Genomic DNA, 26587 nt, shown 5'->3' with positions numbered 1-26587 from the left:
AAAGTAAAGGTAGAAGGATTAAAGTATGGCTCGTGTAAAGCGTGGCGTGGTCGCACGTCGTCGTCACAAGAAGATTCTCAAGCAGGCCAAAGGTTACTACGGTGCCCGTAGCCGTGTATTCCGCGTTGCCAAGCAGGCGGTCATCAAGGCTGGCCAGTATGCCTACCGTGACCGTCGCAACCGCAAGCGTGCCTTCCGCGCCCTGTGGATTGCCCGTATCAACGCTGGTGCCCGTGCAAACGGTCTGTCTTACAGCCGTCTGATCGCTGGCCTGAAGAAGGCAAACGTTGAAATCGATCGTAAAGTTCTGGCTGATCTGGCTATGAACGAGCAGCAGGCATTCTCTGCTGTTGTTGAGAAGGCCAAAGCGTCCCTGTGATCGCTTAAGCTCTTTCATCGATTACTGATCGATTCGGGCGCCGCATAGCAGTATGCAGGCGCCCTCTGATAGGGGAAGGGCGCGCTCTTCCCCTATTTTTGTTTTTAACCTACCCAATTTCTGGTTTGGAGCAGGGTCAATGGAAAACCTGAAACAACTGGTTCAGGACGGTTTGAGTGCGGTTGAAGCCGCCGATAACCTGCAGGCGCTTGATCAAATTCGCGTGGAATACCTGGGCAAAAAAGGCGTAATTACCCAGCAGGCGAAAACCCTGGGCAAACTCTCCGCCGAGGAGCGCCCCGCTGCGGGCCAGAAAATCAACGAGGCCAAGGGCCAGGTAGAACAGGCCATCAATGCCCGCCGTAATAGCCTGGAAAAAGCCGCCATTGAGGTAAAGCTGGCAGCAGAATCCATTGACGTTACCTTGCCGGGCCGAGGCCAGGATTTGGGTGGCCTGCACCCGGTTACCCGTACCCTGCAGCGCATTGAAGACATTTTTGCCGGTGCCGGTTACAGCGTTGAGCAAGGCCCGGAAATCGAAGACGACTACCATAACTTCGAAGCCCTGAATATTCCGGGCCACCATCCGGCCCGTGCCATGCACGATACCTTCTATTTCAACCCCGGCACCTTGCTGCGTACCCATACTTCGCCGGTGCAGATTCGCACCATGGAAGCGGGTAAGCCGCCATTCCGCATGATCTGCCCGGGCCGGGTCTATCGTTGTGACTCCGATATGACCCACACCCCCATGTTCCATCAGGTGGAAGGCCTTCTGGTGGAAAAAGACGTCAGCTTTGCCGATCTCAAGAGCACCGTGGAGGAGTTTTTGCGGGTGTTCTTCGAGCGGGACTTGAAAGTGCGTTTCCGCCCCTCCTACTTCCCGTTTACCGAACCCTCGGCGGAAGTGGACATTGAGTGGGGCCGGGAGCCGGATGGCAGCATCAAGTGGCTGGAAGTGATGGGCTGCGGCATGGTGCATCCGAAAGTGTTTGAACATTGTGGCATTGATTCGGAAGAGTATCGCGGATTTGCTTTTGGTCTGGGCGTGGAGCGCCTGGCCATGCTCCGTTACGGGGTAAAGGATCTGCGGATGTTTTTTGAAAACGACCTGCGTTTCCTTCGTCAGTTCCGTTAATCCGGCGATTGGCAGGCTCAGAATCAACCGAATCAGAACAGGGTTATGACAATGAAATTCAGTGAACAGTGGCTGCGTGAATGGGTTAACCCGGACATTGGCTCCCAGGAGCTGATGGACCAGATCACCATGGCGGGGCTGGAAGTAGACGGCTTCGAAGCCGTGGCAGGCGAGTTCTCCGGTGTGGTGGTTGGTGAAGTGGTTTCGGTAGAGCCCCACCCGGACGCCGACAAGTTGCGGGTGTGCCAGGTCAGCAACGGTGCCACAACCGTACAGGTGGTCTGTGGTGCGCCCAACGTGCGCCAAGGCCTGAAAGTGCCTTTTGCCGAACTGGGCGCGGTGCTACCCGGTAATTTCAAGATCAAGAAGGCCAAGCTGCGTGGGCAACCCTCGGAGGGCATGCTGTGTTCCGAATCGGAGCTGGGCTTGTCTGAAGACCATGGCGGCCTGATGGAGTTGCCGGATGATGCACCGGTGGGCCAGCCTGTGGCGGACTACCTGAAGCTGAACGACGTGGCGATTGACGTTGATCTGACGCCAAACCGCAGCGATTGCCTGTCTATTAAAGGGTTGGCCCGGGAAGTGGGTGTGTTGAACAGCCTGGTGACTCAGGCGCCGGTTATCGAGCCTGTTGAAGCGGTGCACTCCGATGTGCCGGATATTCGCGTGGAAGCGCCCGAAGGCTGCCCCCGTTATCTGGGGCGCATTCTGCGCAACGTAAATTTGCAGGCCGAAACCCCACTGTGGATGCGGGAAAAGCTGCGCCGTTCCGGTATTCGCTCGATTGATGCGGCGGTAGACGTAACCAACTACGTATTGCTTGAGCTGGGCCAGCCCATGCACGCCTTCAACCGGGATGAAATTCAGGGCGGCATTGTCGTCCGTATGGCAGCGGCCAACGAAAAGCTGGTGCTGCTGGATGGTCAGGAAGTGGAGTTGACGGCCGACACGCTGGTGATTGCCGATCACGAGAAACCCGTGGCTATCGCCGGGGTGATGGGTGGTGAGCACTCAGGTGTGAGTGAAAAGACCCGCGACCTGGTGCTGGAATCCGCCTACTTTGACCCGATCACGCTAGCAGGCAAGGCCCGCCAGTATGGCCTGCATACCGATGCATCACACCGTTTCGAGCGGGGCGTGGACTACCTGCTGGCTCGCGATGCCATGGAGCGGGCAACCCGCCTGCTGATGGATATTGTCGGCGGTGAGCCGGGCGAGATTGTGGAAGTGGCAAGCCAGAGCCATCTGCCCGAGGCCCGCGAGATTGATCTGCGGGAAGCGCGGCTGGCGGCAGTGCTGGGGCTGCGCATCGATCGCACCAAAGTGGAAGAAATTCTGGTGCGCCTGGGGCTTGGCATCAGCAAATTGCTGAAAGACGGCTGGCGGGTAAAAGTGCCCAGCTTCCGCCCCGATATTTCCATTGAAGAAGATCTGATTGAAGAAGTAGGGCGGATCTTCGGATACAACAATTTGCCGGTGACTGAGCCCACAGCGTCGCTCGGCCTGCGTGCCCGGAAAGAGGCGGTGCGCCCGATGTCGGCCATTCGCAATTTCTTCGTGGCCCGGGGCTACCAGGAAGCGGTCACCTACAGTTTTGTCGACCCCAAGGTTCAGCAGTTGATCGATCCCGAGCGGCAGGGTATTGCATTGGCTAACCCGATCTCTGCCGATCTGTCGGTAATGCGTACCACCCTGTGGAGCGGCTTGCTGAAAACCGTCGCTTATAACCAGAACCGTCAGCAGCCGCGTATTCGCCTGTTCGAAACCGGTTTGCGGTTTGAACAGGGCAGTGAAGGGATTGATCAGCAACCAATGCTTGCGGGCGTGGTCGTTGGCAATCAGAATCCTGAAAATTGGGTAAACGGTCGCAGAACCACGGATTTCTTTGATGTAAAAGGGGATCTGGAAGGTTTGTTTGACGTGCTGGGAATAGACGTGAGCTTTACCGCCAGTGAACATCCGGCGTTGCACCCCGGTCAAACCGCAGAATTGTTGCGTGACGGCGAGCATGTCGGCTGGTTGGGCACCTTGCACCCACAAGTTCAGAAAAACCTTGAACTTAATGGCACGATTCTGATGTTTGAGCTATTCTTGAATTCGATCGTGACCGGATATGTGCCTAATTTCAAAGATGTTTCAAAATTCCCGGTAGTGAAACGGGATCTGGCCATCGTTATCGGAAGCGATGTGGCGTTCGCCCGGGTAGAACAGGTGGCCCGTAAACAGGCAGGCGAACACCTCACAGCGTTGCGTGTGTTCGATGTGTATGAAGGCGAAAGCCTGGGTGAGGGCAATCGTAGCCTGGCCCTGAGCCTGTTCTGGCAGCATCCGGAGCGCACGCTGAACGAAGATGAAGTGCATTCGCTCTTCAACGGGGTAATCGAAGCCTTGAAAGAAGAGTTGGGGGCAACACTGAGGAGTTAACAGATGGCGGCTTTGACGAAAGCGGACATGGCAGAGCGATTGTACGAAGAGCTTGGGCTCAACAAACGCGAAGCCAAAGAAATGGTGGAAGCTTTCTTCGATGAGATCCGGGGGGCGCTGAGCCACAACGAGCAGGTAAAGCTGTCCGGGTTCGGCAACTTCGATCTCAGAGACAAAAAACAGCGGCCGGGGCGTAACCCCAAAACCGGGGAAGAAATCCCCATCAGCGCGAGGCGGGTAGTTACTTTCCGGCCAGGGCAGAAACTCAAGCAGAAAGTAGAGGCTTATGCTGGAACCCAGTCATAACGACGAACTCCCGACCATACCGGGCAAACGCTACTTCACCATCGGTGAAGTAGCCGATCTGTGCGCGGTCAAGGCCCACGTGCTTCGGTATTGGGAGCAGGAGTTTCCGCAGTTATCACCGGTCAAGCGTCGTGGTAACCGGCGTTACTACCAGCGCGCCGATGTGATTACAATTCGACAGATACGCAGCCTGCTGTACGATCAGGGTTATACCATCGGTGGGGCCAAGCAGAAGCTCAGCAGCAGTGAGGCGAAAGACGATACCTCGCAATACAAGCAACTGATTCGCCAAATGATTACCGAGCTGGAAGAAGTGCTGGATGTATTGAACGCCCCGGTGCGTTGAGTGGTTGAGGCTTTATCTGTCTGAACAAAAAAGGCCGGAGGGTTTATCCTCTCCGGCCTTTTTTTGTCTGGGAGAAATGTTGTCTGCTACTTGGTCTTACAGGTCTTGATGCCCAGAATCGAATAGGCGGGGCAGTTACCCATCAGTGCGGTTGCCAGAGGCACAATGCCAATCCAGCCCCAGGCGGTCTTCGGCCCCACGAAAACCAGTGCCAGAAGAACAATGCCTGCAATGGCGCGAATGATGCGATCGGCAGAACCCATGTTAACCTTCATCTCGGAGTCTCCTTGGTGATGTATGGTTTCACTATAGGCCTGTGATTTGGCCGCTTCAGTGATAAAGTCACACAGACTTTGTGGATACAGAAGGTTTCGGTAATGGTTCGGCACGGTATTCTGGATACCCTGGATGACGTTTTGCGCAAGGCGACCCTGAAAGGTGCCGCAACCATGCGGTTCCCGACGGGGCAGGTGGTATTCGGTGCTGGCGAGCCCTGTCGCGGTTTGCCTCTGGTGCTTGAGGGCAGTATCAAGGTTCAGATGACCGGCGTATCCGGCCACAGTATTGTTCTTTACCGAATGGCGGCCGACGACATCTGTACCCTTTCCATCGGCTGCCTGATGACCGGGCGACAATACCGGGCCGAGGCGGTCGTCGAAGAAGAGGCCCAGGCCCTGTTGATCCCCCGTGGTCTGTTTGATCGCCTGATGGATCAGTCTGCGGACTTCCGGCTGGCGATTATGGAATCCTACGGCAAGCGCCTGGACGACCTGATGCTGCTGGTGGAGGAAGTCGCTTTTCATCGCATGGATGAGCGGCTGGAAGAGTGGCTGCAGGCGCGGGCCCTTGGTGGTCAGCGAACACTGGCGATTACCCATCAGGAACTGGCCGTTGAGCTGGGCACCGCCCGGGAGGTGGTCAGCCGCTTGCTCAAAGAGCTGGAGCGCAAAGGCAGGGTGGAGTTGTCCCGGGGCAAAATTGAACTGACCGGCCTGCTTGCTGCTAGTGCTACCGGTGCGACACCGCGCCACTCTGCCGGTTAATGCGCCCCGGCCGCCCCATTACAACCCCCGATCCTTCACGTTTTCCATCACCACAAACGTACTGGTTTGCAGCACATGGGGCAGGTTTGAAATCTGCTCCCCCAGCACCTGACGATATTCCGCCATGTTCCGGGTGCGGATTTTCAGCAAGTAGTCGAAATTGGCCGCCATCATATGGCATTGCTCTACCGCCGAAATCTGGCGTACCGCATTATTGAACGCCGCCAGGGCCTTGCTGCTGGTGTCGCTAAGCGTAACCTGGGCGAAGGCAATGTGCGACAGGCCAAGTTTGGTCTGATTCACCATGGCGCTGTAGCCGGTAATGTAACCCTGATCTTCCAGCCGTTTCATTCGTACCTGACAGGGAGTCTTGGATAAACCGACTTTTGAGGCCAGGTCGGTGACGGTGATACGGCCATTCTTTTGCAGTTCCCGGATGATGGAGTGGTCGATCCTGTCGAGATCGGACATGGCTGCTATCCTTTAAAAAGATCTCCGGTTTGGTGCCGGAAAACAGGGAATTGAGTCGAATCGGCTGATTCTATCCATTTTGAAGGCAAATAAATATTTTTTAATGGTAAAGAAAAGGAAATTTGTAGCGTAGAGTCGAGTTTAACAGGCCAATTGAATGTACCCGCTTCGCTAAAATGCCGTCAGTACGCAAACAATGAGGAGAGTACACCATGAGTCATCAGCAATCCGTCACGTCGGAGCTTACAGATCTTCGCCGTGCCATCCGCCAACAGTACCTCGCCGACGAATACGAGGTGATTCACCGGCTGATTGCTGAGGCCCAGCTCTCGGACGACACCCGCAAAGCCATCTCGGCTCGTGCGGCGGAATTGGTGCGCGATGTCCGCAACAGCGCCAAACCGACCATCATGGAGAAATTCCTGGCAGAGTACGGCCTGACCACCAAAGAAGGGGTGGCTCTGATGTGCCTGGCAGAGGCCTTGTTGCGGGTGCCCGATAACCTCACCATCCACGACCTCATTGAAGACAAGATTACCTCCGGTAACTGGGGCGCCCACGTGGGCAAAGCCAAATCCGGCATGATCAACTCGGCCACGCTGGCCCTGCTGATGACCAGCAACCTGTTGAAAGATTCCGAGCGCCAGAGCGTTGGCGATACCCTGAGAAAGCTGGTCAAGCGCATGGGCGAGCCGGTGGTTCGCACCGTGGCGGGCCAGGCCATGAAGGAAATGGGCCGCCAGTTTGTTCTGGGCCGCACCATTGAGGAAGCTCAGGAGCGGGGCAAGTCCCAGGAAGCCCGGGGCTACACCTATTCCTACGATATGCTGGGTGAGGCAGCCCGTACCGACACCGACGCCGAGCGTTACTACCAGTCTTACAGCGACGCCATCGACAGCATCAGCAAGCGTTGCGCCGGTGATGTCAGAACCAATCCTGGCATCTCCGTGAAATTGTCAGCCCTGCTGGCCCGTTACGAGTACGGCCACAAAGAACGGGTGATGAACGAGCTGGTGCCACGGGCATTGAAGCTCGCCCGCAAAGCCGCGGCCGCGAACATGGGCTTCAACATCGACGCCGAAGAGCAGGATCGACTGGATCTGTCGCTGGATGTGATTGAAGCCATTCTTTCCGATGCCGAACTGAAAAACTGGGACGGCTTTGGCGTTGTGGTTCAGGCCTTTGGCAAGCGCGCCTCGGAAACCCTCGACTGGCTGTATGCGTTGTCCGAAAAGCTGGACCGCCGGATTATGGTGCGCCTGGTGAAGGGTGCCTACTGGGATGCTGAAATCAAGCGCGCCCAGGTAATGGGGCTGGAAGGGTTCCCGGTGTTCACCCGCAAGGCCTGCAGTGACGTGGCCTACCTGGCCGGTGCCCGCAAACTGCTGAGCATGACCGACCGTATTTACCCGCAGTTCGCCACCCACAACGCGCATTCGGTCTCTGCGGTTCTGGAGTTGGCAAAAGATCTGGGCCGCGACAAATTCGAGTTCCAGCGCCTGCACGGCATGGGGGAATCCCTGCACGACCAGGTGCTGGAAGACAGCGGCGTGCCTTGCCGGATTTACGCGCCGGTGGGTGCCCACAAAGATCTGCTGGCCTATCTGGTGCGCCGACTGCTGGAAAACGGGGCCAACAGCTCCTTCGTGAACCAGATTGTCGACACCAGCATCACCCCGGAAGAAATCGCCAAAGACCCGATTGATCTGGTCAATAGCCTGGGTGAGGACCTGTCCAGCAAGGCCATTGTGCACCCGTCGAAGATCTTCGGCGACCAGCGCCGGAACTCCAAAGGCTGGGACATCACCGACCCGGTAACCGTTGCAGCCATCGAGGAGGGCCGCAACCGATACAAAACATTCCAGTGGCAGGGTGGCCCGGTAATGGCGGTGGAAGCCTCTGGTGGCGAGGTGGTGGAAGTGCGCAACCCGGCTAAGCCTGAGGATGTCGTCGGCCAGATCACCTACGCCTCAAGCGCGGACATTTCCGCTGCTCTGGATGCGGCTCAGGATGGCTTCCGGGAATGGTCGACCGTGTCGGCAGAAGACCGGGCCTCGCTGATTCGCAAAGTGGGCGACCTGTACGAAGAAAACGTTCACGAACTCTTTGCATTGACCACCCGCGAGGCGGGCAAGTCTCTGCTGGATGCCGTGGCTGAAATCCGCGAAGCCGTCGACTTCGCCCTGTTCTATGCCAATGAAGGTGTTCGTTACCAGAACGCCGGCGAGGCCCGTGGTGTCATGTGCTGCATTTCCCCGTGGAACTTCCCCTTGGCGATCTTTACCGGCCAGATTCTGGCCAACCTGGCGGCCGGTAACGCCGTGGTCGCCAAACCCGCGGAGCAGACCTCGTTGCTGGCTTACCGTGCGGTGGAGCTGATGCATCAGGCCGGTATTCCCAAAGCGGCTGTTCAGCTGCTGCCGGGTACCGGTGCGACGGTGGGTGAAGGCCTGACGTCTGACTCCCGGGTAGCCGGTGTGTGCTTCACCGGTTCCACCGCTACGGCTCAGCGCATCAACACCGCGATGACCGAGCACATGGCGCCAGACGCGCCGCTGGTGGCGGAAACCGGGGGTATGAACGCGATGATTGTCGACTCCACCGCACTGCCGGAGCAGGTGGTGCGTGATGTGCTGGCATCGTCGTTCCAGAGCGCGGGTCAGCGCTGTTCGGCCTTGCGCATGCTGTATGTGCAGAAGGATATCGCCGATAACCTGCTGGAAATGCTCTATGGCGCCATGGAAGAGCTGGGTATCGGCGACCCCTGGCTGCTGTCGACCGACGTCGGCCCGGTGATCGACGAAACCGCCCGCAAGAAAATCACCGACCACTGCCAGAAGTTCCAGCAGCAGGGCAAACTGCTCAAGAAGCTGGATGTGCCGGAAACCGGCCTGTTTGTGTCTCCGGCGGTGTTGCAGGTTAGTGGTATCGAAGAAATGGAAGAAGAAATCTTCGGCCCGGTACTGCACGTGGCCACCTTTGAGGCCAAAGACATCGACAAGGTGGTTGATGCCGTCAATGCCAAGGGCTACGGCCTGACGTTTGGCATTCATAGCCGGGTGGATCGTCGCATCGAGCACATTGCCAGCCGCATCAAGGTGGGCAACACCTACGTGAACCGTAACCAGATTGGGGCCATTGTGGGTTCCCAGCCGTTTGGTGGCGAGGGGCTCTCCGGTACCGGCCCGAAAGCCGGTGGCCCGCAGTACGTGCGCCGTTTCTTGAGGGGCGAGGTTGTCGAAGTGGCGGCTCCGGCTGATGCCAAGTCCATCGCGGCAGGCAAGGTGCAGAAGCTGATCGACAAGGTGGCGGCTCAGGCAGCCCCGGAGCCGGAAGGGCGCCAACAGGCACTCAAGCCGTTCTTTGGCCAGGTACCGGCACCGCTGGATGCAGGCTATGAGGAAATGCCCGGGCCCACCGGTGAGCAGAACCACTTGTCGTGCCATGCCCGGGGTGTTGTGCTTTGCCTGGGGCCGAACCTGGAATCGGCCTTGGCACAGGCAGGAACCGCTCTGTCTCAGGGCAACCAGGTGGTTGTGGTGGCGCCAGGCGCCGAAAAGGCCCTGGCCGACGCGGCGCGGGCCGGTTTGCCAGTGGTTGCCTGTGACGGGCTGCTGGAACCCGAGGCCCTGCTGGAGCTGAGCGGTTTCTCGGCGGTGGTCAGTGTGGCCGACCAGGCTCTGCTGAAAGCCTATCGGGGGGCTCTGGCCCGTCGTCAGGGAGCGCTGCTGCCGCTGATTACCGAACACACCCTGGATCAGCGTTTTGTCATCGAGCGGCACCTGTGTGTCGACACCACGGCGGCCGGTGGTAACGCCAGCCTGATCGCCTCCGCAGAGTAACAGGCGCCTTTCGGCCCCGCAGCTCTGGCCAAAGCCCTCTCCCGTTCCGGGGGAGGGCATTTCCGCTTGCCTTTTATTCACGCTAACATAGCCCGCCTGAGCCCCACTTACTGACCATCAGGCAGCTTCCTTGAATACGCACCACGCAGGTTCATCCGAACCGGTTTCCGAAAGCGAATCCGCCCGAAATTTCTTCGCCGTTTGTGCAGCCCTTACCCTGTGCTTCGTGGTCTACTCCATGCTGATTGTTGCCGTGCCGGTGTACGGCTTACAACTGGGCGCAACACCGCTGATGCTGGGTACGGTGCTCAGTGCCCAGTATGTACTGCCGCTGTTGCTGGCCATTCCCATGGGGGGAGTGGTCAGTCGTTACGGCGGGCGCGCCACACTCATCGCCGGTGCCGGTTTGATGGTGGCGGGCCTGTTGTTCATGCATTTGTGGTATGGCTACGGCGGCTTGCTGGTGGGGCAGCTGCTGGTGGGCCTGGCACACCTGCAGATGGTGCTGGCGGCACAAACTATTATTTCTAACCTTGGCACCGGGCCCCGGCTGGAGAAGTACTTTGGCTGGTACGCCACCTGGCTGTCTGGCGGGCAGGTATTAGGGCCTCTGATGGCCGGTGCATTGCTGGATCGCACGGAGTTCGAGTACATCTTTCTGGTGATGGCGGTTGTTGCGCTGGCATCGTTGCTGGTGGCCTGGCGCTTAACCGGTTCGGCCCGCGAGCGCATGGCGGTTACCCGGCAGCAGGCCGGGTTCCTGGCCCAGTGGCGGTTGCTGCAAACCAATACCGGGGTGCAGCTGTCGGTACTGGTAACCGTACTGGGGATGTTCGCCCTGGGCGTTTACGGCAGCTACCTGCCCGCGTTTCTGGAGAGCCTGGAAGTCAGCCCGGTGTTGATCGGGGCGCTGGTGAGCCTGCGGGCTGGCGTGTCTATGGTTATTCGCCCCTTTATGGCAAGGATGATTGCCATGGCGGGCGGCCGTGTAGAGGCGGTTAAGCTCTCTCTGGCGGCTCTGGCTATCGGCATTGCCTTGCTGGGAATGTCTGGCCAGATTGTCTTTCTGGGACTGCTCACCGTCCTGGTGGGCATTGGCTCGGGCCTTACCCAGCCCTTGTCCATGGTGATTCTGGCCGAAGCGGTCGACCGGCAAAAGCGGGCAGGGGCATTGGCCATGCGCCTGATGGCAAACCGGGCCATTCACTTTCTGGCGCCATTGCTGTTCGCGTTTGTGCTGCAGTTTGGGGGCTTCGGTTTGGCCTTCGGGGTGTCGGGGGTGCTGATTGCGATCACATTGGTGGTGGCCAGGCGGTTGTTCAGAAATACCTGAGCCCGGAGCGGCAATAAAGCAGCGACTCGCGGTGACTGTTATATCGTTAGAGTCAAATGTGATGTCAGGTTTATTACTGTGAAATAAGTGGTATCCTGCCATGGTTATCCGACAGTGACATGGAAGAAGTCTGCCTGATGCCCCCGCAAACCAAGCCACGCATTCTGCTAATTGATGACCAGCCCGAGGTATTGGTGCCTCTTGTCAGCTTGCTGGAAACCGAGCATTTCCGGGTTTCCCAGGCGATCACGGCCCGGTCGGGCTACCAGCGAGCGCTGGCGGCGCGGCCAGACCTGATCATTCTCGACTTACACATGCCCGATATGAGCGGTTTTTCGGTGTGCCGCTTACTGCGGGAATCGCCTGTTACGAAAGATGTTCCGGTACTGTTTTTGTCTGCCAGCACTTCGGTAGAAGAGCGGTTGGAAGGGTTTGAGCTGGGAGCCGTAGACTTCATTGCCAAGCCGTTCGAGCCTCGAGAGGTGTTGGCCAGAATACGGGTTGGTCTGCACATGGCACGCCTGCTTCAAGCCCGGGAACAGCAGGAGGCAGAAGAGCCGCAGGATCTAAGCCAGGAGGATGTTATTCTCAGGGCTGCCATCAGCCTTATCGAGGCGGATCTTGTATCGCCGCCAGCGTTGCCGGAATTGGCGCAAGCAGTGGGAACTTACGAGAAACGCCTGTCGAAGGTTTTCCGGGCTCGCCTGGGGACTACGGTGTTTGCCTACATTCGCACTGCCCGCATGCAGCAGGCTCGCAGGCTTCTGCGAAACGACCAGATCAGCATTGAAGAGGTAGCTGCACAAACCGGCTTCAGCAGCGCGTCCAATTTTTCCACTGCCTTTCGTGCTGTCGAAGGCATTTCTCCTCGAGAATACCGGCGCATCAATAACGCTTCTTTAAAGGATGCACCCCCCTCCAGTCAGTAATGCTTCTTTTCCCTCGGGCAAAGGTTTTCGCCGCTTTTTCAGAAGTGGCTTACAAGCGTTTGGTTAAAATTCAGTTATGCATATAGCGGCATTTATCAAGTGCCATCCAGGTTGCCTTGCAGTGTGCGCAGCGTTTGCCCGGCAACCTCATTTTTCAACTTTGCTGCAGGCCTGTGAAGGAGAGGCGATATATGTACGGGGTACACGCATGTTTTAAGCGGGGCTTTCTGGCCCGCTCGGTAGCCACGGGTTTGTTACTTCTGGCCGGATCTCAGGTATCTGCAAAAAGCCTGCAAGAGGTAGTCGCTGGTGCGATTGAGGACAACCCGGAAGTCCGTTTTGAAGCTGAGGCCCTGAGCGTGCTGCAGGCAGAAAAGCGGAAGGATGAAGGCGGCTTCCTTCCCAGCCTGGATCTCGACATGTCGCTTGGGCGGGCAAGTCGGGATTACGACAATCGTGGAAGCTACAATCGCAGTTACGCAGAGCTGTCGGTAACACAGCTGTTGTTCGACGGCTTCAGCGTGCGTGGCCGTGTAGACGAAGCCGAGTCGCAGGTTCAGGAGCAGTATTACCGCCTGCGCAGTGAAGCTGAAGACAAGGCGCTGGAAGTGGCCCGGGCGTACCTGGATGTTGTGCGTTATCGCCATCTCGTCGAGCTTGCCCAGGTGAATGTGGATGACCATTTGCTGGTGCGCAAACAGGTTGATGAGCGTTCTGAGCAGGGTGTCGGTAACCGCGCCGATCTGTATCAGGCCGAAGGTCGCCTGGCGCTGGCCCGCTCGAATTTGCGCACGGAAATCAGCAATCTGCAAAGCGTTACTGCCCGTTATCAGCGCCTGGTCGGCAGCGCTCCTCCGGCCAGGATGCAGCCGGTTCATGAGCTGACCATCAGCGTGCCGGGGCAGCTGGAACCGGTTCTGGAAACGGCGTTTGCAAATAACCCGTCCATTCATGCGGCTTTTGCCAATATCGACGCGGCCCGTTCCTCACTGACAGTCGCGAAATCAAACAACTATCCGACACTGGAACTGGGGCTGCGCCACGGCTTCTACCAAAACAACAACGGTTTTGACAAGCGCACAGATCGCGACAGCTTTGGCGACGAAAGCCTGGTTGAACTGCGGCTGCGCTACAACCTCTACAACGGTGGCAGTGATCGCGCGGCCCAGCGAGCCGCCCATCGCCGTATTGGCCAGGCCGAGAGCCTGCGAGATAAAGCCTGTGTCGACCTTCGCCAAACGGCGACCATTGCCTGGGCGGAGCAAGGCAACCTTGAACAGAAGCTCAGCCTGCTGGCAGACCATCGCTCTTCGTCGTTTCAGGTAGTGAAGGCCTATCGTAGCCAGTACAGTATTGGTCGCCGGTCGTTACTGGATGTTCTGGATTCCGAGAACGAAGCCTTCCAGGCCGATCGCAACTACATTCAGGCCGAGTATGACCTCTTGCTGAACCGCTTGCAGGTGCTTAACACCATGGGGCAGCTGCTCGACACCCTGGGCATGGCGCCTGCGCTGGAAGGCCTGACTGATCTCGCTCCCGGGCAGAGCGACCAGGCGTTACCTGCGCAGTACTGTGCGGCAGTATCAGACGCGCTGGTTCAGGTTGAAATGCGCTGAGTATGACAGCCGAAGCCGCTATCCTGCACGACGATCCGTTGAGCCAGTGCCTGTTGTGGCTGGCAGCGGATCACGGGCAGTCACGCACTCGCGATGCCCTGACTGAGGGCCTGCCGTTGCGGCAGGGCCAGCTTACCCCCGGGATGCTGCCACGGGCTGCCGAGCGGGCGGGTATGCGTGCGCGAATGCTGCGCCAACCCCTTGTCCGGATCAACAGCCGGTGGTTGCCGTGCATTCTGATACTCAAGGGAAACCGGGCCTGTGTGTTGACCCATCTGGACAGCGAGGCGGGTCTGGCCCGGGTTCGGGTACCCGAACTGGGCATGGAAGAGCAGTCCCTCACGTTCGCAGATTTGCAGGATGATTACGCAGGTGTGGTGGTTTATTGCAGGCCTTTGCTTCAGCTTGGCGACGTAGCGGCAGAAAACGCCGCCAGTGCTGACAGCGGCCACTGGTTCTGGTCTGTCATTCGTGGTAATCGCCGGATCTATCGGGATGTTCTGGTGGCGTCGCTGTGCATCAACCTGTTTGCACTGGCCATGCCGCTGTTTGTAATGAATGTATACGATCGGGTAGTGCCCAATCAGACGACAGCGACCCTGTGGGTGCTGGCGGCCGGGGTAGGCATTGTGGTTATCGCCGATCTGGTTTTGCGAATGCTGCGCAGCTGGTTTGTTGAACTGGCTGCCGGGCGGGCAGACAATCGCCTGTCGGCCAAAGTGATGGAGCGCGTGCTGGGTATGCGCCTTGAGCATGCGCCAGCTTCAGTTGGCACGCTCGCAGGCAGCATTCAGGGCTTTGAGAGCGTGCGCGCATTTTGCGGCAGCATGGTGGTTACCGCGCTGATCGACCTGCCGTTTTTCCTGTTGTTCCTCGTTATCATTGTGTTGATCGCACCGCTGATGGCGGTACCGGTTGGCCTTGGTGCTTTGTTGTTGCTGCTCTATGCCCTGTCGGTGCAGCAGCAAATGCGCCGACTGGCGGATGTGTCGGGACAGGTCAGTGCCCAGCGCAGCGCGGGCGTTATTGAAAGTCTTACCTGCCTGCCTGTGCTGAAAAGTCTGAACGCCACCGGGAGGATGCAGCGCCAATGGGAGCAGGCCACCCGTTTTCTGTCCGGCTCCAGTAGCCGTCAGCGCCTGTTGGGTGCCTCTGTGAGCACGGGGGCGGCCTGGGTTCAGCAAACCGTTGCGGTAACCATGATCATCATCGGTGTCTATCTGGTAATCGATGGCCAGATGAGCCAGGGAGGCCTGATTGCGGCGTATATGCTGAGCTCCCGGGCAATGGCGCCGGTATCTCAGACAGCTGCGCTGCTGACCCAATACCACCAGGCCGCTTCAGCCCTGAAAATGTTGGACGACGTGATGGCAACACCGCAGGAGCGTAGCGGGCATCAGCAGCCGGTGAGCGGCCAGCAGGTTCGTGGCGATATCGAGTTTTGTAATCTGAGCTTCACCTACCCGGGTGAGGCTCGCGCAGCGCTTAACGGTATTTCAATGCGTATTGCGGCCGGAGAAAAGGTAGGCGTTATCGGCGCAGCAGGATCTGGCAAGAGCACATTGGAAAAGCTGATTCTTGGCCTTTATCAGCCTACTGAAGGCAGTGTGCTGCTTGATGGTGTCAACACGGCCCAGCTGGATCCGGCCGAGCTGCGCCGTGGTATCGGATACCTGCCACAAGACCTTCAGCTGATAAATGGCAGCGTTTACGACAATGTAACCCTTGGCGTTGATAACGTTGATCCCCGGCACCTGCAGCAAGCGGTGCAGGTGTCCGGGCTGAGTACGCTTATTGGGCCGCAGGCGGATGGCTGGTCGCGCCAGGTGGGTGAGTTGGGCCGCTCACTGTCTGGCGGGCAGCAGCAAACCGTCGCACTGGCCCGGGCTTTGCTTTCAGATGCGCCCGTGCTGTTGCTGGATGAACCTGCCAGCGCCATGGACAGCATGATGGAACAGCATATTTGCCGTGAACTCAAAGTTTACGCCCAGGACAAAACCCTGATGCTGATTACCCACCGCACCAGTCTGCTGCAGCTGGTCGATCGACTGATTGTGCTGGATAAAGGGCGCCTGATTGCAGACGGCCCCAAACAGCAGATTCTGGAGGCGCTGGCCCAGGGCAAACTGAAGAGGGCCGCCGCATGAGCGGGGGTGCCGAGCAGATAGAGCAGAAGGGCTTTTCCGGCCTGGAGCGACTCACCTCATCCGGGGAGCGTTCTGGCCGTGTTGCCGGTGTGCTGATGAGCCCCTTGTTAAGTCGCCTGCCCCAGGAGCGGGGTGACTGGGCGCAGGAGGCTGAGTTCAGCATTATTGAATCCCGCGAGCCCGGTGCCCGCGGATTGCTCTATATCATTCTGGTGGTTTTCATCTCGCTGCTGGTTTGGGCATCGCTCGCGACCATCGAAGAGGTGGCCCGGGGTGAAGGCAAGGTGATCCCCGCCAGCCAGTTGCAGGTAGTACAGTCCACCGATGGCGGCGTGGTGCGGGAGCTTTACGTGCGCGAGGGTGACCGGGTATCTGCCGGTGATCTTCTGGTCAAGATCGACCCCACCCGGTTTGTGGCCAGTTTTCAGGAAACCGAGGTGCGTATATTCGCGCTTCAGGCCAAGGTTGATCGGCTGACGGCGTTGCTCACGGATGTTGACTGGCAACCTGGTGAGGCGAGCACACCGGCCCGGCAGGCCGTCATCCGCCGCGAAAAGGCGTTTTTTACCGAAAGCCTTAACGAATACGAGCAGCGCCTTACGGTGGCGCGGGAACAGTTGAGCCAGCAGCAGCGCGGCCTGCAGGAAGCCCAGGCAAAAACACGAGCAGCGAGTCGGGCTGTACAGTTGTCGCGACAGGAACTGAATGTTACCCGGCCATTACTGGCGTCCGGTGCAGTTTCCGAAGTCGAGCTGCTGCGGCTTGAGCGGGATCTGGCAGCGGCGCTGGGCGAATTGCGACGGGCAGAAGCAGAGACCGAGCGCCAACGGGCAGCCGTGGAAGAGGCCGAAGCGAAAATTGGCGAAGTCCGCCACGCGGCCCGTAACCGCTGGCGTACCGAGCTCAGTGATGCCTCGGCCGAGCTTGGCGGCCTGAAAGAGGGCGCAGTAGCCCTTGCAGACAGGGTTAAAGCGGCTGAACTGAGGGCGCCGGTATCAGGCACCGTGCAGCGGGTGCTTTATAACACCACGGGAGGGGTGATTGCCCAGGGTGATGCGGTTATCGAAATTGTTCCTGCAGATGACCGCTTGCTGATTGAGGCGAAAATTGCCCCGCGCGATATCGCGTTTCTGCGCCCGGGTTTACCCGCAATGATCAAGCTGCATGCCTACGATTTCTCGATTTACGGCGGCATTCCGGCTCAGGTGCAGCATATCAGTGCCGATACGATTACCGACCGTAACGAAAATACCTATTACCTGGTTCGGGCGATCACCGATGAAAAAGCATTGTCGGATCACCTGGAAGTGATGCCCGGGATGACCGCGCAACTGGACATTATCACCGGCGAGCGCAGTGTGCTCGCCTACCTGCTCAAACCTGTTTTACGTGCCAAAGCTAACGCTCTGGGTGAGCGCTGACCAAACGGAATCGGCGAAGCCCGTAATAGCGGTGCACCAAAAAGTAAAGAGGCGGATATGAATACTGTAGCGACTGTGATTTCTGTGAGTGGACTGGCATGGGTGCAAGATGCATCCGGTGAACAACGTTTGCTGGCATCAGGGGATCAGATGCAGCCGGGGGAGTCGCTTGTCACCACGGCAACCAGTCGCGTTGTGCTAAATTTTGGCGGACAGCGCACCATCGCCTTTGTGGGTGGCAAGCCGGAGTCGGAGTTGGCAGCAGAGCAGGGCGAAATTCCGGTTGTTCACTTGCCAGCCACTGCCGCTGGTGAAGAAGCCGAGGCGCAAAGCGGTGTTCGCGACAATCGCGCCGGTGGGCCGGTTGCAGAAGGGCACGGGTTTGTTCAGTTGGTAAAGATTGCCGAAATTGTTGAAGCCGACGGCATTACACCGCTGTCGGTCGCTGCTATTCGTGAACTTCTTACGCCATTGTCCATGGAGTGGCCGGATCAGACCGAAGTACTGGAAACAAGGCAAGACAACATTGAACCCGAGCCGAGAGAAAAAGCAGCAGACCTCCCGGGTTTAACACCAGAGCCCGAACCAGAACCAGAACCAGAACCAGAACCGGAGCCTGAGCCTGAGCCTGAGCCTGAGCCAGAACCGGAGCCGGAGCCAGAACCGGAGCCTGAGCCGGAGCCAGAACCGGAGCCAGAGCCAGAGCCCGAGCCCGAGCCAGAGCCCGAGCCAGACCCCGATCCGGTGCCTGGTCCCGGTCCGGGCCCTGTGCCCAAGCCAGGGACACCGCCAGACCAGAAGGATGTTGACAGTGACGATATTACGGTAGCTCTGGACCTTGATGATCTGTTCAGTGACCTGACCGGCACTCACAACTATGGGATTTCGGGCTTGCCACAGGGTCTGATATTTGACCCCAATACCGGAGCAATTACGGGTAAGCTGACTCCGTCCGCCAGTCAGGGGGGCATTAACGGTGTTTACCAGGTAACTGTAACGGCGACCAACGACAGTGGCGATTCCCGTACCAAAAGCTTTACCTGGACTGTGTCCAATCCGCCACCAGATGCCGTAGACGATGAGAACCGCACTGATGAAAACACGCCAATTGATGTTGCCGATACAAGCGGCCTGCTGCCCAATGACAGTGACCCAGACGGTGACAGTCTTCAGGTTTCGACAGTCCAGACGCCCGGCCAGAGCAACGAGAAGCCGGTAGATGCGGGCGGTGTAACGGTTCCCGGCAACAATGGAGGTACGTTTACCGTTTATCCGGATGGCAGCTACCGTTTTGAACCGAGCGGAGAGTTCGCTGGCCTGAATCCTGGAGAAGAGGCGACAACCAGTATCAGTTATACGGTCAGTGACGGCGAAGGTGGCACGGATACGGCTACGTTGACGGTTACGGTAACGGGGTTAAGTGACGGAGCTCCCAGTCTCTCTGTCACAGATCATAACGATGCCGAAGTAGGTCATCACACTATTGCTGAAGATGCCGATGTTCCGGTTACCGGCACGTTCAAGGTGACGACGCCGGACGGGTTGAAAGAGATTTCCGTTGGTGGTGCTGCGATTACAGCCGAGGAGTTGATGAACCTTTCGGGCCAACCCAAAGAAATTGCCGGCAGTGAGGGCAGGCTGACGCTGACAGGATTTGATCCTGCAACGGGCGTTGTAACCTATGACTACCGCCAGGACGGTATGAGGAAAGACCACAGTGGCGGAGATGCCAGTATTACTGATGCCTTTACCGTTACTGCGACTGACAACAACGGGCAGTCTACGGCCCCTCAGGATCTGACCATCCTGATCACAGACACTCAGCCGGAGGCGAAGGCCGACACCAACTCGATTTCCGAAGACAGTAGCCCGGGCACGGCCGTAGGCAACGTCATCAATAAGCAAGCTGATGGTGACGTTACAGATATTGCCAGCGCAGACGGTGATTTGGTGGTAACAGGGCTGCAGTCTGGTCCGGATGCTGCCAGTAACAATACGAACCTGGATGACGGAGCGTCGGTCGGTACAAGTGTTATCGGACAATATGGTACGTTGCTGATGACGGGTGATGGCAACTATACCTATACGCTCGATAATGCTAACGCCGATGTCAATGCCCTGAAGGACTCCGAGAGCCTGGTCGACACCTTCAGCTATACCGTCAAAGATGAAGACGGTGACTGGAGCACCACCACGCTCACGATTACCATCAATGGCAGAACCGACGGTGATCCGGGTCTCACCGTGGTGGACGAGAATGGCAATAGCGGCAGTTTTGAAGTAGACGGCGATATCACCGTCTACGAGTCGGAGTTGGCGCCAGGTGGCCCGGCCGGTGAGAGTAAGACGGCTGATGGGGTGATCCGTTTGGATACCCCGGATGGCCTTGGCAGCGTGACCATCGGTACGCAAACGTTCAGTCTGTCGCAATTGCTGCAGCTTGCCTCCACCGATCAGGTTATCGATACGCCCCAAGGGTCAATTACCCTGACCAATCTGGATGTAACCGAGTGGCTTGGTGGTGATTCCAGCATCGGTATGCCGCTCAAGGCGAATCTGGAATACACGTACGAGCTTCAGAAGCCCCTTGACAACGATACTGGCAGTTATGCGGATACCAACGGCTTCGAGGAAATCGCTGTCAGCGTCACAGACGCCAGCGCCGCCAGTGTCACGGCAAATGGTACCCTGAAGGTCAATATCGTTGATGACGAGCCCAGTGTTGGTAATCCGGCCGATACCGCTGTCTACGAAGCTGGCTTGCCCCTCGGTAGTAATCCGGGTGGTCAGCCCATCAGCGTCGACGGAGCGCTGGATGTCAGGGTGGGCGCGGATGCCGCCGCAACCGGTGGTGATGTGGCTGATGTCCGCTTCTCGAGCGACCAAACAGACCTGGAAAATCTTGGTATCAGCTCAGGCTATGCGCCCGACAGCTCGCCGATTGAGCTGGTGTACGTCGCGACCAATGATAGCCACACATTGACCGCGTACCGGAATGACGGTGCAGACAATCCGACGGGTGACCCGGTATTTACGGTTCAAATCAACAACCCTGGCAGTAGCGCAGCGGATTACACCTTTACGCTCCACCAACCTATCAACCATATTGATGGCAGCAACAATCCGATTGGCTTGGTGGATCTGCCATTTGCTTTCGATGTGGTCGATGGTGATGGCGACACTGCGCAGGGCACTTTCAATGTAGAGGTTCATGATGATGGGGATGCCGCCGGCGGTGAACGCAAGATTACGGTGGATGAAGATAGTTCGCTAACGTTCAACACCAGTGCCGATGCAACCAAAGAAAACACCGAAATACTTGCCGGTGGCCCAAGTTATGGCACGGTTGTTGTTGAGCCCGATGGTCGCATCACCTATACGCCTAATGCCGATTACAGCGGTAACGATTCCTTCACCTACAAAACCACCAATGGCGGTGATATCACCGAAGTAACGGTAACGGTGACGGTAAACCCGATTGCGGATTTGCCCACCATCTCTGCGGCGGATACCGTACTGACGACGCCAGAGGATAACCCGGTGGCGCTTGGGCTGAAGAATCCAGGCCGCAGCGGTGACCAGACCGACCAGAACGTGGCAGGTGCAGCGGATGGTGATAATCCGGAACTGCTGGGCCCTGTCATTCTGTCTGGCCTGACTGATGGCGCCCAGTTGCTGGATGCTTCCGGCGCCGTGTTGTTGACCTCCGATGGCTCAGAAATCTCCATCAACCTCAGCGACAGTGGCAATCAGATCAATGACATGTCCGCAACGGATCTGACCCTGACTGTCGCCGAGTATGAGGCCCTGCAGGTGCTGCCACCACCGGAATCCCATAAGGACATGGAGGTCACCGCCACTGTCAGCAGTTATGAAGTGGATGAAAACGGCAATCGGTTGTTCAAAAAGGACGAAGACGGCAATCCGTTGCCTGATCAATTGCCTGGAAAGGAAGCCTCGGTCACTGTGGCGGTCGAGGTGACGGCGGTGACCGACCCCATCGGGTTGAGCTTTACCGACGACAGCAAGGCATTCAGCCAGGAAATCAGCGAAGATACGCCCTTCAATCTGAGCTCCCTGCTCAAGGTGACCTATCCGCAGGATCACACAGCAGGCAACGAAGAGCAGGCGGCAACCGGCCAGACGGATATCGATGGCAGCGAGGAGCGCTGGTTTGAAATCAGCGGATTGCCGGTGGGTTCGACAATCAATGGCATTGAAGTAACTGCTGGCAGTCAGCCGATCCGGGTGGATGCGCCGGGGTTGAGCACCTCGAATACGGATCTTCCCGCAATCGATTTTGTAGTGCCCAAAGACTTCAGTGGCTCGATGGACAACATCACCATCACCCTGAAAGCGCAGGATCGAGACGACGACAGTTCTGTCACTACCGCAGTTGAAGTGGACAGCGTGATACTGAACCTCACGGCTCAGCCGACCGTGGACGACCTTGCCGTGGACGGCGTCGAAACCCCGGAAGACACGGCCGTGACATTCCTGGCAAATGTGAAGCCCGGAGATGAAGATGGCTCAGAGGCGATTACCGGCATTACGGTGAAGGACATTCCCGAAGGTTGGGGTGTGCAGGATCATGCCGGTAACGACGTCACGGTTACCGGAGGGGTGTTTACCGTACCTCCCGAAGACCTGAGTGGTAGTGCACCCAATTACTTGAACTACACCATCACACCGCCGGGACACAGTAGCCTGGACGCCACTCTTAAATTAGACGTGAGCGTGCAGGACGAGGGCAACGTCAGCGGCCTGACCACTGCCGAGAAGACCTTTAATGATGTTCCCCTGAAGGTGACGGTAACGCCGGTGGCGGAGACAGTGGATACCGACTCCAACGGCGCTGATGGCAACGACGTCACAATTGTCCCGAGCCACAAGTTCAGTGATTCTGGCGAGGAAGACCAGTGGCTGACGCTAGGCGTGGATGGCAGCTTCGAACTTGCCAGCAACTGGTCAAACGAAGATGGCAAGGCGCCGAACACAGCCGGCACAGGAGTCTCTGGAGGCACTGGCGGTGAGGATACTTATGCACTGCTGACGCCTTATCAGGTAAAAGACAACAACCTCGAGCTGAATGAAAACGGGGCAGCGCTGGAAGGCTCAATCTTCAGGTACTCCGATGGCGCCAATACTCACGATGTCGTGTTCAACGGCGAGCCGGTAAACATCCCGGTCGAATACCTGAATTCGGTTGAATTCAAAGGGCCAAAGAACTTTAGTGGCGTGGTGAAAATCAAGGTACAGGCGGGCACAGTCGACTACGACGAGGATACCGGTGAGCCTACTGATATGGCGTTATCTGGTGAATCCTGGCTGACTAACATGATTGTTAACCCGGTGGCTGATCAGGTAACACTCACCGTAAATGCTCGCGTGACAACCAGGGAAGACGAGGCAACGGCGCTGAATATCGTGCCGGTTAGCAGCGATGACAGTGAAACCTTCACGGTAACGATTGGAAGCATTCCGGATGGCGCCAGTATCACTTACACCCACAATGGCACTGAGTATGTGATTGGCAAGGATTTCGATACCTCCGGTATTGAAGGGCTTCAGCTGACCACCGGATCAGACGGTGCCTTTTCGCTGGAAATTGAAGACTTCAAAGTCAGCAACCAGCCCACGCTGACACCGCCGCAAGACAGCAATGAGCCGATCAACCTGAAGGTCAGGGCAGAAGCCGTCGATCAGTTTGAGTACATCGATGAAACGGGCGCTAAAGTTTCCAGCCCGGTCAGCAAGACAGCTTCTCAGGAGCTGGACATCAACATCACGGTACAAGGTGTGCCGGATGCGCCTCTTCTTGATCTTGCTCAGGACTATGATGCCAGTGGCAATGAACTGGCCGACGGCGCTCCGCGCAACTACCAAAACTATGATGAAGATGGTGGGGTTCAGGCAGGCGGTGCTCTTGACGTAAGCCTGAGTGATCTGATCAAAACCTTTGGATCTGGCGAAACAGGTGTTAACAGCGGCGGCTCTGATGGCTCTGAAACCGTTACCCTGCGCATCAACGGCCTGCCGGAAGGCTTTAATCTGGTGGGGGCCGGCAGTGCGCTTGGTGGTAGTGGCGAGGCACGCTTGTGGGTGATCAAGGAGAGCCAGCTGAACAGTGTAAAAATAACATTACCGCCTAACTACAGCGGCACAGTGAACTTTACTGCTCAGCCGGTGGTGACAGAAAACGATAACGACTCGGAAACCTTCTTTGACCCCCAGAATGTCAGTTTCACGGTAACGCCCGCACCAGAGGCAACCCTGAATATCCGTTCCGACCTGGTGGAAGACACTATCGGCAAGCTGGACTTGAGCGCTGTGCATCAAAATGGTGATGCTGACGAGTTTATCAGCGAAGTTAAAATCAAGGCCGTAGAAGGCTTTACTTTCTACAGCGATGCCGGTGGGAGTAACCCGATCACAGCCGACGAGCATGGTTTCTATGTCATCTCCGGTTCCGGTGTGAACAGCGTGTATGTGAAGGCCGGTGCCAACTTCAGCGGAACTCAACAGCTTGATATTGAATACTACAAGGTAACCGACCCGTCCAACGATGGCACTGTGGGTGAGGTAACTGTGCAAAAAGACCCGACAACCCATACTCTGATTGTCAGTGCCGTGACAGATGATATTGGCGCTGCCCTCGGCGACATCACTGGGGTAGTCGGTTCGGGCGACAGCTTCACTTATGAGGGCGACACAGCCACGATCAACGGCACCGGCACGATAACGGCAACAGTGGATATCACTCAGCAGGCTGATGTCAGTGCCAACAACCAGGCCGATACCGACGGCAGTGAGCAGCTGACACACATGGTGATAACGGGGGTACCCCAAGGTGTCAGTGTGGAAGGCGCGATACAAACAGGCCTCGGGCAGTGGCTGATTACCACCGATAACAGCTTCAGTAGCGATACACTGTCCAAGAATGTGATCTTCAATGTCAGCGGTTTTGCTGGCGATGTATCCGGTCAGTCCGTAACAATCACGGCATACAGCAAGGACGATGGCGCCGACAACCAGAAAAAAGCGGAAGTCAGCTTTAATCTTATGATCAATCAAGGGCCTGGAGACGCCATCGAGTTGCCGGATGTGTCGTTGAAAGATAAAGAGACCGGACAAACCGAGGATGTCAGTTTTTCTCTGGCAGATCAGGTGGGGGGTAGCGGCCCGAACGGTGAGATCATCAGCGGTGGCTCGCTTGATACGTATGATGTGACAGTAACTTTGCGTACCAGTCCCGATGATGAAACCGTATTTACCGATGCAGGAGGTAATGCGCTTACTCGCACTGAAGTCATCGAAAACGGGATCCCGGTGGTGCTTTGGACCAAGTCCGTGAGCGTTAACTCAGGTGATGATGCCAATGCCAAGCTGGATGGCCTGCTAAATGACATCAAAGTTCAGGCGCCCGAGCACGCCAACGACAACAATCTGGCCGGTGGCTTACCTCTGGATGTGACCGTGTCTGTGCATACCGATGGCGTAAGCAAACAGGATCAGCTTGACTCCAGCATTAGCCTTGCACCGGTAACCGACCCGACTACTGTAACAGTGGAAGCGGCTCCAGTGGGCGAAGGTGAAGATATCAGCCTGAAGATCAGCCTGAAGAATCAGCCTGATGGCATTTTTTCGAGCGTTGAAGGCGATACGTTATATGTGCAGCTGGGCGATACCGGGCTTGCAGGGGATCTGCTGGATGCCGATGGCAACACGCTCACATCGAATGGCGACGGCGTGTATGAAGTCCCGTTGAATGCCAGTGGCCAGCCGCCGGCCCTGACGTTCCGGCCGGATGCAGGCCAACCACATCAAACCGGCAGCCTGACCGTCAACGCCTGGGTGAATAACACTGAGACGGGTGCCAGCACCACCCTCAAGTCGGAAGGCACCGGCACTCTGACCATTGAGAAGAGCAACAGCGGCTTTGAGGCCACTATTACTGCCTCTGGTAATGAACAGACGCAGGATCTGGCAGCGCCTGAACCCATTGAGCTTGAGCTTAGTGGCAAGGGTCTGGTGGATACCGATGAAGTCATCGATGCTGCCTTTATCAATGGTCTGCCCCCGGGGTTTGTGGTGTATGTGGGTTCTGATGCCGCTACTGCTGGCCTTGCGAATAACGCCGGTAAAGATGCCAGCGGCAACAACATTTGGTCGCTGCCCATTGATTCGGCAGCAAACAGCTTGCCTGGCTATATGGCTGTGGTACCGCCCAAGAATTGGAGTGGCACCCTTGCCGGTTTGAAACTGACAGTCATGAGTGGGGAAAGCGGGCTTGAACCTACTGGTTCGAACATAGCTTTTGATCTGGTGGTCAACCCGGTCGCGGACGGCATCACCCTCAATCCGACTCTGAGCTTTGGGGAGGCGGGGGATGTAATCAAGCTGAACCTGAACGCTGCCATGAAGGATCCGGTCGCCAATGATTTTGGTGTTGCAACGGATGCTCATACCGAACGCACCACGCTGGAACTAAACGGATTTACCGATGGTGAAAAAACGCTGTTTTATGTGGGTGGTACAGAGCTGGATGCTGACCGGGTGACGTTTGCCGATGGCAAGCACATCATCACCGGGCTGACCCAGGCAGAGCTGGATACGTTGGGGGTTATGCACTCGCCCACAAACGGTGATATGAACATTACCGTAAACGCCAGTACCCAGGAGGTGGATGCCAGCGGCAACGCGGTGGGCGTGCCAACCGGTTCGGTGTCCGGCACGGTCAAGGTCAATGTGTCCGGCAAGCTCCCCACGTCTGGCGATGACAACCTGCTCTGGAGCGGAGAGGCGATAGATGGCTTTGGTGGTGAGGACACCATTCAGCTGCGCTTCGGTGAGAGCCTGGATGGTACACAGCTGTCAGACAAGCTTAGCAACATTGAGGTGCTCGATATGAGCAGCAATGGTGCCAGTAGCATCACCTCGCTCAGTGCCGGCGACGTGCTGAGTATGACGGACGCCGATAATATTTTGCGCATTGATGGTAATGCCAATGAAGATAGCCTGACCCTCGATATGGTGACTGATGGAGGATGGGCCAAAGGTGCCAGTGCGGATGGTTACACCACCTACACTGCCACGGTAGACAGCCAATCTATTCAGCTCGAGGTCTCGAACAGCCTGATCGTGGACTAGTCATGTATGGTGCACAAGGGCGTGTGTGAGAACGCGCCCGTG

General features: G+C 57.3%; 15 protein-coding genes. 13 read left to right on the top strand and 2 right to left on the bottom strand.

Annotated elements, in window-relative coordinates; all coding sequences use genetic code 11:
* The first annotated feature begins 25 nt into the window (after positions 1 to 25).
* From rplT to C7H09_RS18885, 5 genes are all read left to right on the top strand, one after another.
* Entirely contained in the window at positions 26 to 379 is a 354-nt protein-coding gene (gene rplT, locus C7H09_RS18905) for a 50S ribosomal protein L20 (protein WP_106765605.1), read from the top strand.
* A 139-nt stretch (positions 380 to 518) separates the two neighbouring features.
* On the top strand, positions 519 to 1517 hold the full coding sequence (gene pheS, locus C7H09_RS18900) for a phenylalanine--tRNA ligase subunit alpha (RefSeq protein WP_106765604.1): 999 nt from the start codon (positions 519 to 521) through the stop codon (positions 1515 to 1517).
* 51 nt (positions 1518 to 1568) lie between these two features.
* On the top strand, positions 1569 to 3941 hold the full coding sequence (pheT, locus tag C7H09_RS18895) for a phenylalanine--tRNA ligase subunit beta (protein ID WP_106765603.1): 2373 nt from the start codon (positions 1569 to 1571) through the stop codon (positions 3939 to 3941).
* A 3-nt stretch (positions 3942 to 3944) separates the two neighbouring features.
* Positions 3945 to 4247: an integration host factor subunit alpha gene (gene ihfA / locus C7H09_RS18890; RefSeq protein WP_011785529.1), complete on the top strand. Its 303-nt coding sequence runs from the start codon at positions 3945 to 3947 to the stop codon at positions 4245 to 4247.
* On the top strand, positions 4228 to 4593 hold the full coding sequence (locus C7H09_RS18885) for a MerR family transcriptional regulator (RefSeq protein WP_106765602.1): 366 nt from the start codon (positions 4228 to 4230) through the stop codon (positions 4591 to 4593). The genes ihfA and C7H09_RS18885 overlap by 20 nt, the downstream gene beginning before the upstream one ends.
* Before the next feature lie 86 nt (positions 4594 to 4679).
* On the opposite strand, the gene C7H09_RS18880 is transcribed toward C7H09_RS18885, so the two are convergent.
* Positions 4680 to 4868, bottom strand: coding sequence for a YgaP family membrane protein (locus C7H09_RS18880; protein ID WP_106765601.1), 189 nt, complete (start codon positions 4866 to 4868; stop codon positions 4680 to 4682).
* A 102-nt stretch (positions 4869 to 4970) separates the two neighbouring features.
* On the opposite strand from C7H09_RS18880, the gene C7H09_RS18875 reads away from it, so the two are divergent.
* Positions 4971 to 5636, top strand: a complete 666-nt coding sequence (locus tag C7H09_RS18875; protein WP_106765600.1) for a Crp/Fnr family transcriptional regulator — start codon at positions 4971 to 4973, stop codon at positions 5634 to 5636.
* 18 nt (positions 5637 to 5654) lie between these two features.
* On the opposite strand, the gene C7H09_RS18870 is transcribed toward C7H09_RS18875, so the two are convergent.
* On the bottom strand, positions 5655 to 6107 hold the full coding sequence (locus C7H09_RS18870; RefSeq protein WP_106765599.1) for a winged helix-turn-helix transcriptional regulator: 453 nt from the start codon (positions 6105 to 6107) through the stop codon (positions 5655 to 5657).
* Positions 6108 to 6319: 212 nt separating this feature from the next.
* Between C7H09_RS18870 and putA the strand changes: the two genes are divergently transcribed.
* The 7 genes from putA to C7H09_RS18835 all read left to right on the top strand — a co-directional run bounded on the left by putA (position 6320) and on the right by C7H09_RS18835 (position 26545).
* Entirely contained in the window at positions 6320 to 9949 is a 3630-nt protein-coding gene (gene putA, locus C7H09_RS18865; RefSeq protein ID WP_106765598.1) for a bifunctional proline dehydrogenase/L-glutamate gamma-semialdehyde dehydrogenase PutA, read from the top strand.
* A gap of 130 nt (positions 9950 to 10079) precedes the next feature.
* Positions 10080 to 11282, top strand: a complete 1203-nt coding sequence (locus tag C7H09_RS18860; RefSeq protein ID WP_240616663.1) for an MFS transporter — start codon at positions 10080 to 10082, stop codon at positions 11280 to 11282.
* A gap of 137 nt (positions 11283 to 11419) precedes the next feature.
* Complete coding sequence (locus C7H09_RS18855) at positions 11420 to 12211, top strand: response regulator transcription factor (RefSeq protein WP_106765682.1); 792 nt, start codon at positions 11420 to 11422, stop codon at positions 12209 to 12211.
* Positions 12212 to 12402: 191 nt separating this feature from the next.
* Entirely contained in the window at positions 12403 to 13827 is a 1425-nt protein-coding gene (locus C7H09_RS18850) for a TolC family outer membrane protein (protein WP_106765597.1), read from the top strand.
* 2 nt (positions 13828 to 13829) lie between these two features.
* On the top strand, positions 13830 to 15974 hold the full coding sequence (locus tag C7H09_RS18845) for a type I secretion system permease/ATPase (protein WP_106765596.1): 2145 nt from the start codon (positions 13830 to 13832) through the stop codon (positions 15972 to 15974).
* Positions 15971 to 17395: an HlyD family type I secretion periplasmic adaptor subunit gene (locus C7H09_RS18840; protein ID WP_106765595.1), complete on the top strand. Its 1425-nt coding sequence runs from the start codon at positions 15971 to 15973 to the stop codon at positions 17393 to 17395. Before C7H09_RS18845 ends, C7H09_RS18840 begins: the two co-directional genes overlap by 4 nt.
* A 57-nt stretch (positions 17396 to 17452) precedes the next feature.
* Entirely contained in the window at positions 17453 to 26545 is a 9093-nt protein-coding gene (locus C7H09_RS18835; RefSeq protein ID WP_106765594.1) for an Ig-like domain-containing protein, read from the top strand.
* Positions 26546 to 26587 lie beyond the last annotated feature (42 nt).

It is taken from the genome of Marinobacter fuscus (genome assembly GCF_003007675.1).
Classification (GTDB): Bacteria; Pseudomonadota; Gammaproteobacteria; order Pseudomonadales; family Oleiphilaceae; genus Marinobacter; species Marinobacter fuscus.
This window is presented reverse-complemented; position numbering and strand designations above follow the sequence as displayed.

What these genes read in the sequence shown, in the direction of transcription:
- rplT (WP_106765605.1), top strand. Translation starts at nt 26, where the DNA reads ATGGCTCGTGTAAAGCGTGGCGTGGTCGCACGTCGTCGTCACAAGAAG.
- pheS (WP_106765604.1), top strand. Translation starts at nt 519, where the DNA reads ATGGAAAACCTGAAACAACTGGTTCAGGACGGTTTGAGTGCGGTTGAA.
- pheT (WP_106765603.1), top strand. Translation starts at nt 1,569, where the DNA reads ATGAAATTCAGTGAACAGTGGCTGCGTGAATGGGTTAACCCGGACATT.
- ihfA (WP_011785529.1), top strand. Translation starts at nt 3,945, where the DNA reads ATGGCGGCTTTGACGAAAGCGGACATGGCAGAGCGATTGTACGAAGAG.
- C7H09_RS18885 (WP_106765602.1), top strand. Translation starts at nt 4,228, where the DNA reads ATGCTGGAACCCAGTCATAACGACGAACTCCCGACCATACCGGGCAAA.
- C7H09_RS18880 (WP_106765601.1), bottom strand. Translation starts at nt 4,868, where the DNA reads ATGAAGGTTAACATGGGTTCTGCCGATCGCATCATTCGCGCCATTGCA.
- C7H09_RS18875 (WP_106765600.1), top strand. Translation starts at nt 4,971, where the DNA reads ATGGTTCGGCACGGTATTCTGGATACCCTGGATGACGTTTTGCGCAAG.
- C7H09_RS18870 (WP_106765599.1), bottom strand. Translation starts at nt 6,107, where the DNA reads ATGTCCGATCTCGACAGGATCGACCACTCCATCATCCGGGAACTGCAA.
- putA (WP_106765598.1), top strand. Translation starts at nt 6,320, where the DNA reads ATGAGTCATCAGCAATCCGTCACGTCGGAGCTTACAGATCTTCGCCGT.
- C7H09_RS18855 (WP_106765682.1), top strand. Translation starts at nt 11,420, where the DNA reads ATGCCCCCGCAAACCAAGCCACGCATTCTGCTAATTGATGACCAGCCC.
- C7H09_RS18850 (WP_106765597.1), top strand. Translation starts at nt 12,403, where the DNA reads ATGTACGGGGTACACGCATGTTTTAAGCGGGGCTTTCTGGCCCGCTCG.
- C7H09_RS18845 (WP_106765596.1), top strand. Translation starts at nt 13,830, where the DNA reads ATGACAGCCGAAGCCGCTATCCTGCACGACGATCCGTTGAGCCAGTGC.
- C7H09_RS18840 (WP_106765595.1), top strand. Translation starts at nt 15,971, where the DNA reads ATGAGCGGGGGTGCCGAGCAGATAGAGCAGAAGGGCTTTTCCGGCCTG.
- C7H09_RS18835 (WP_106765594.1), top strand. Translation starts at nt 17,453, where the DNA reads ATGAATACTGTAGCGACTGTGATTTCTGTGAGTGGACTGGCATGGGTG.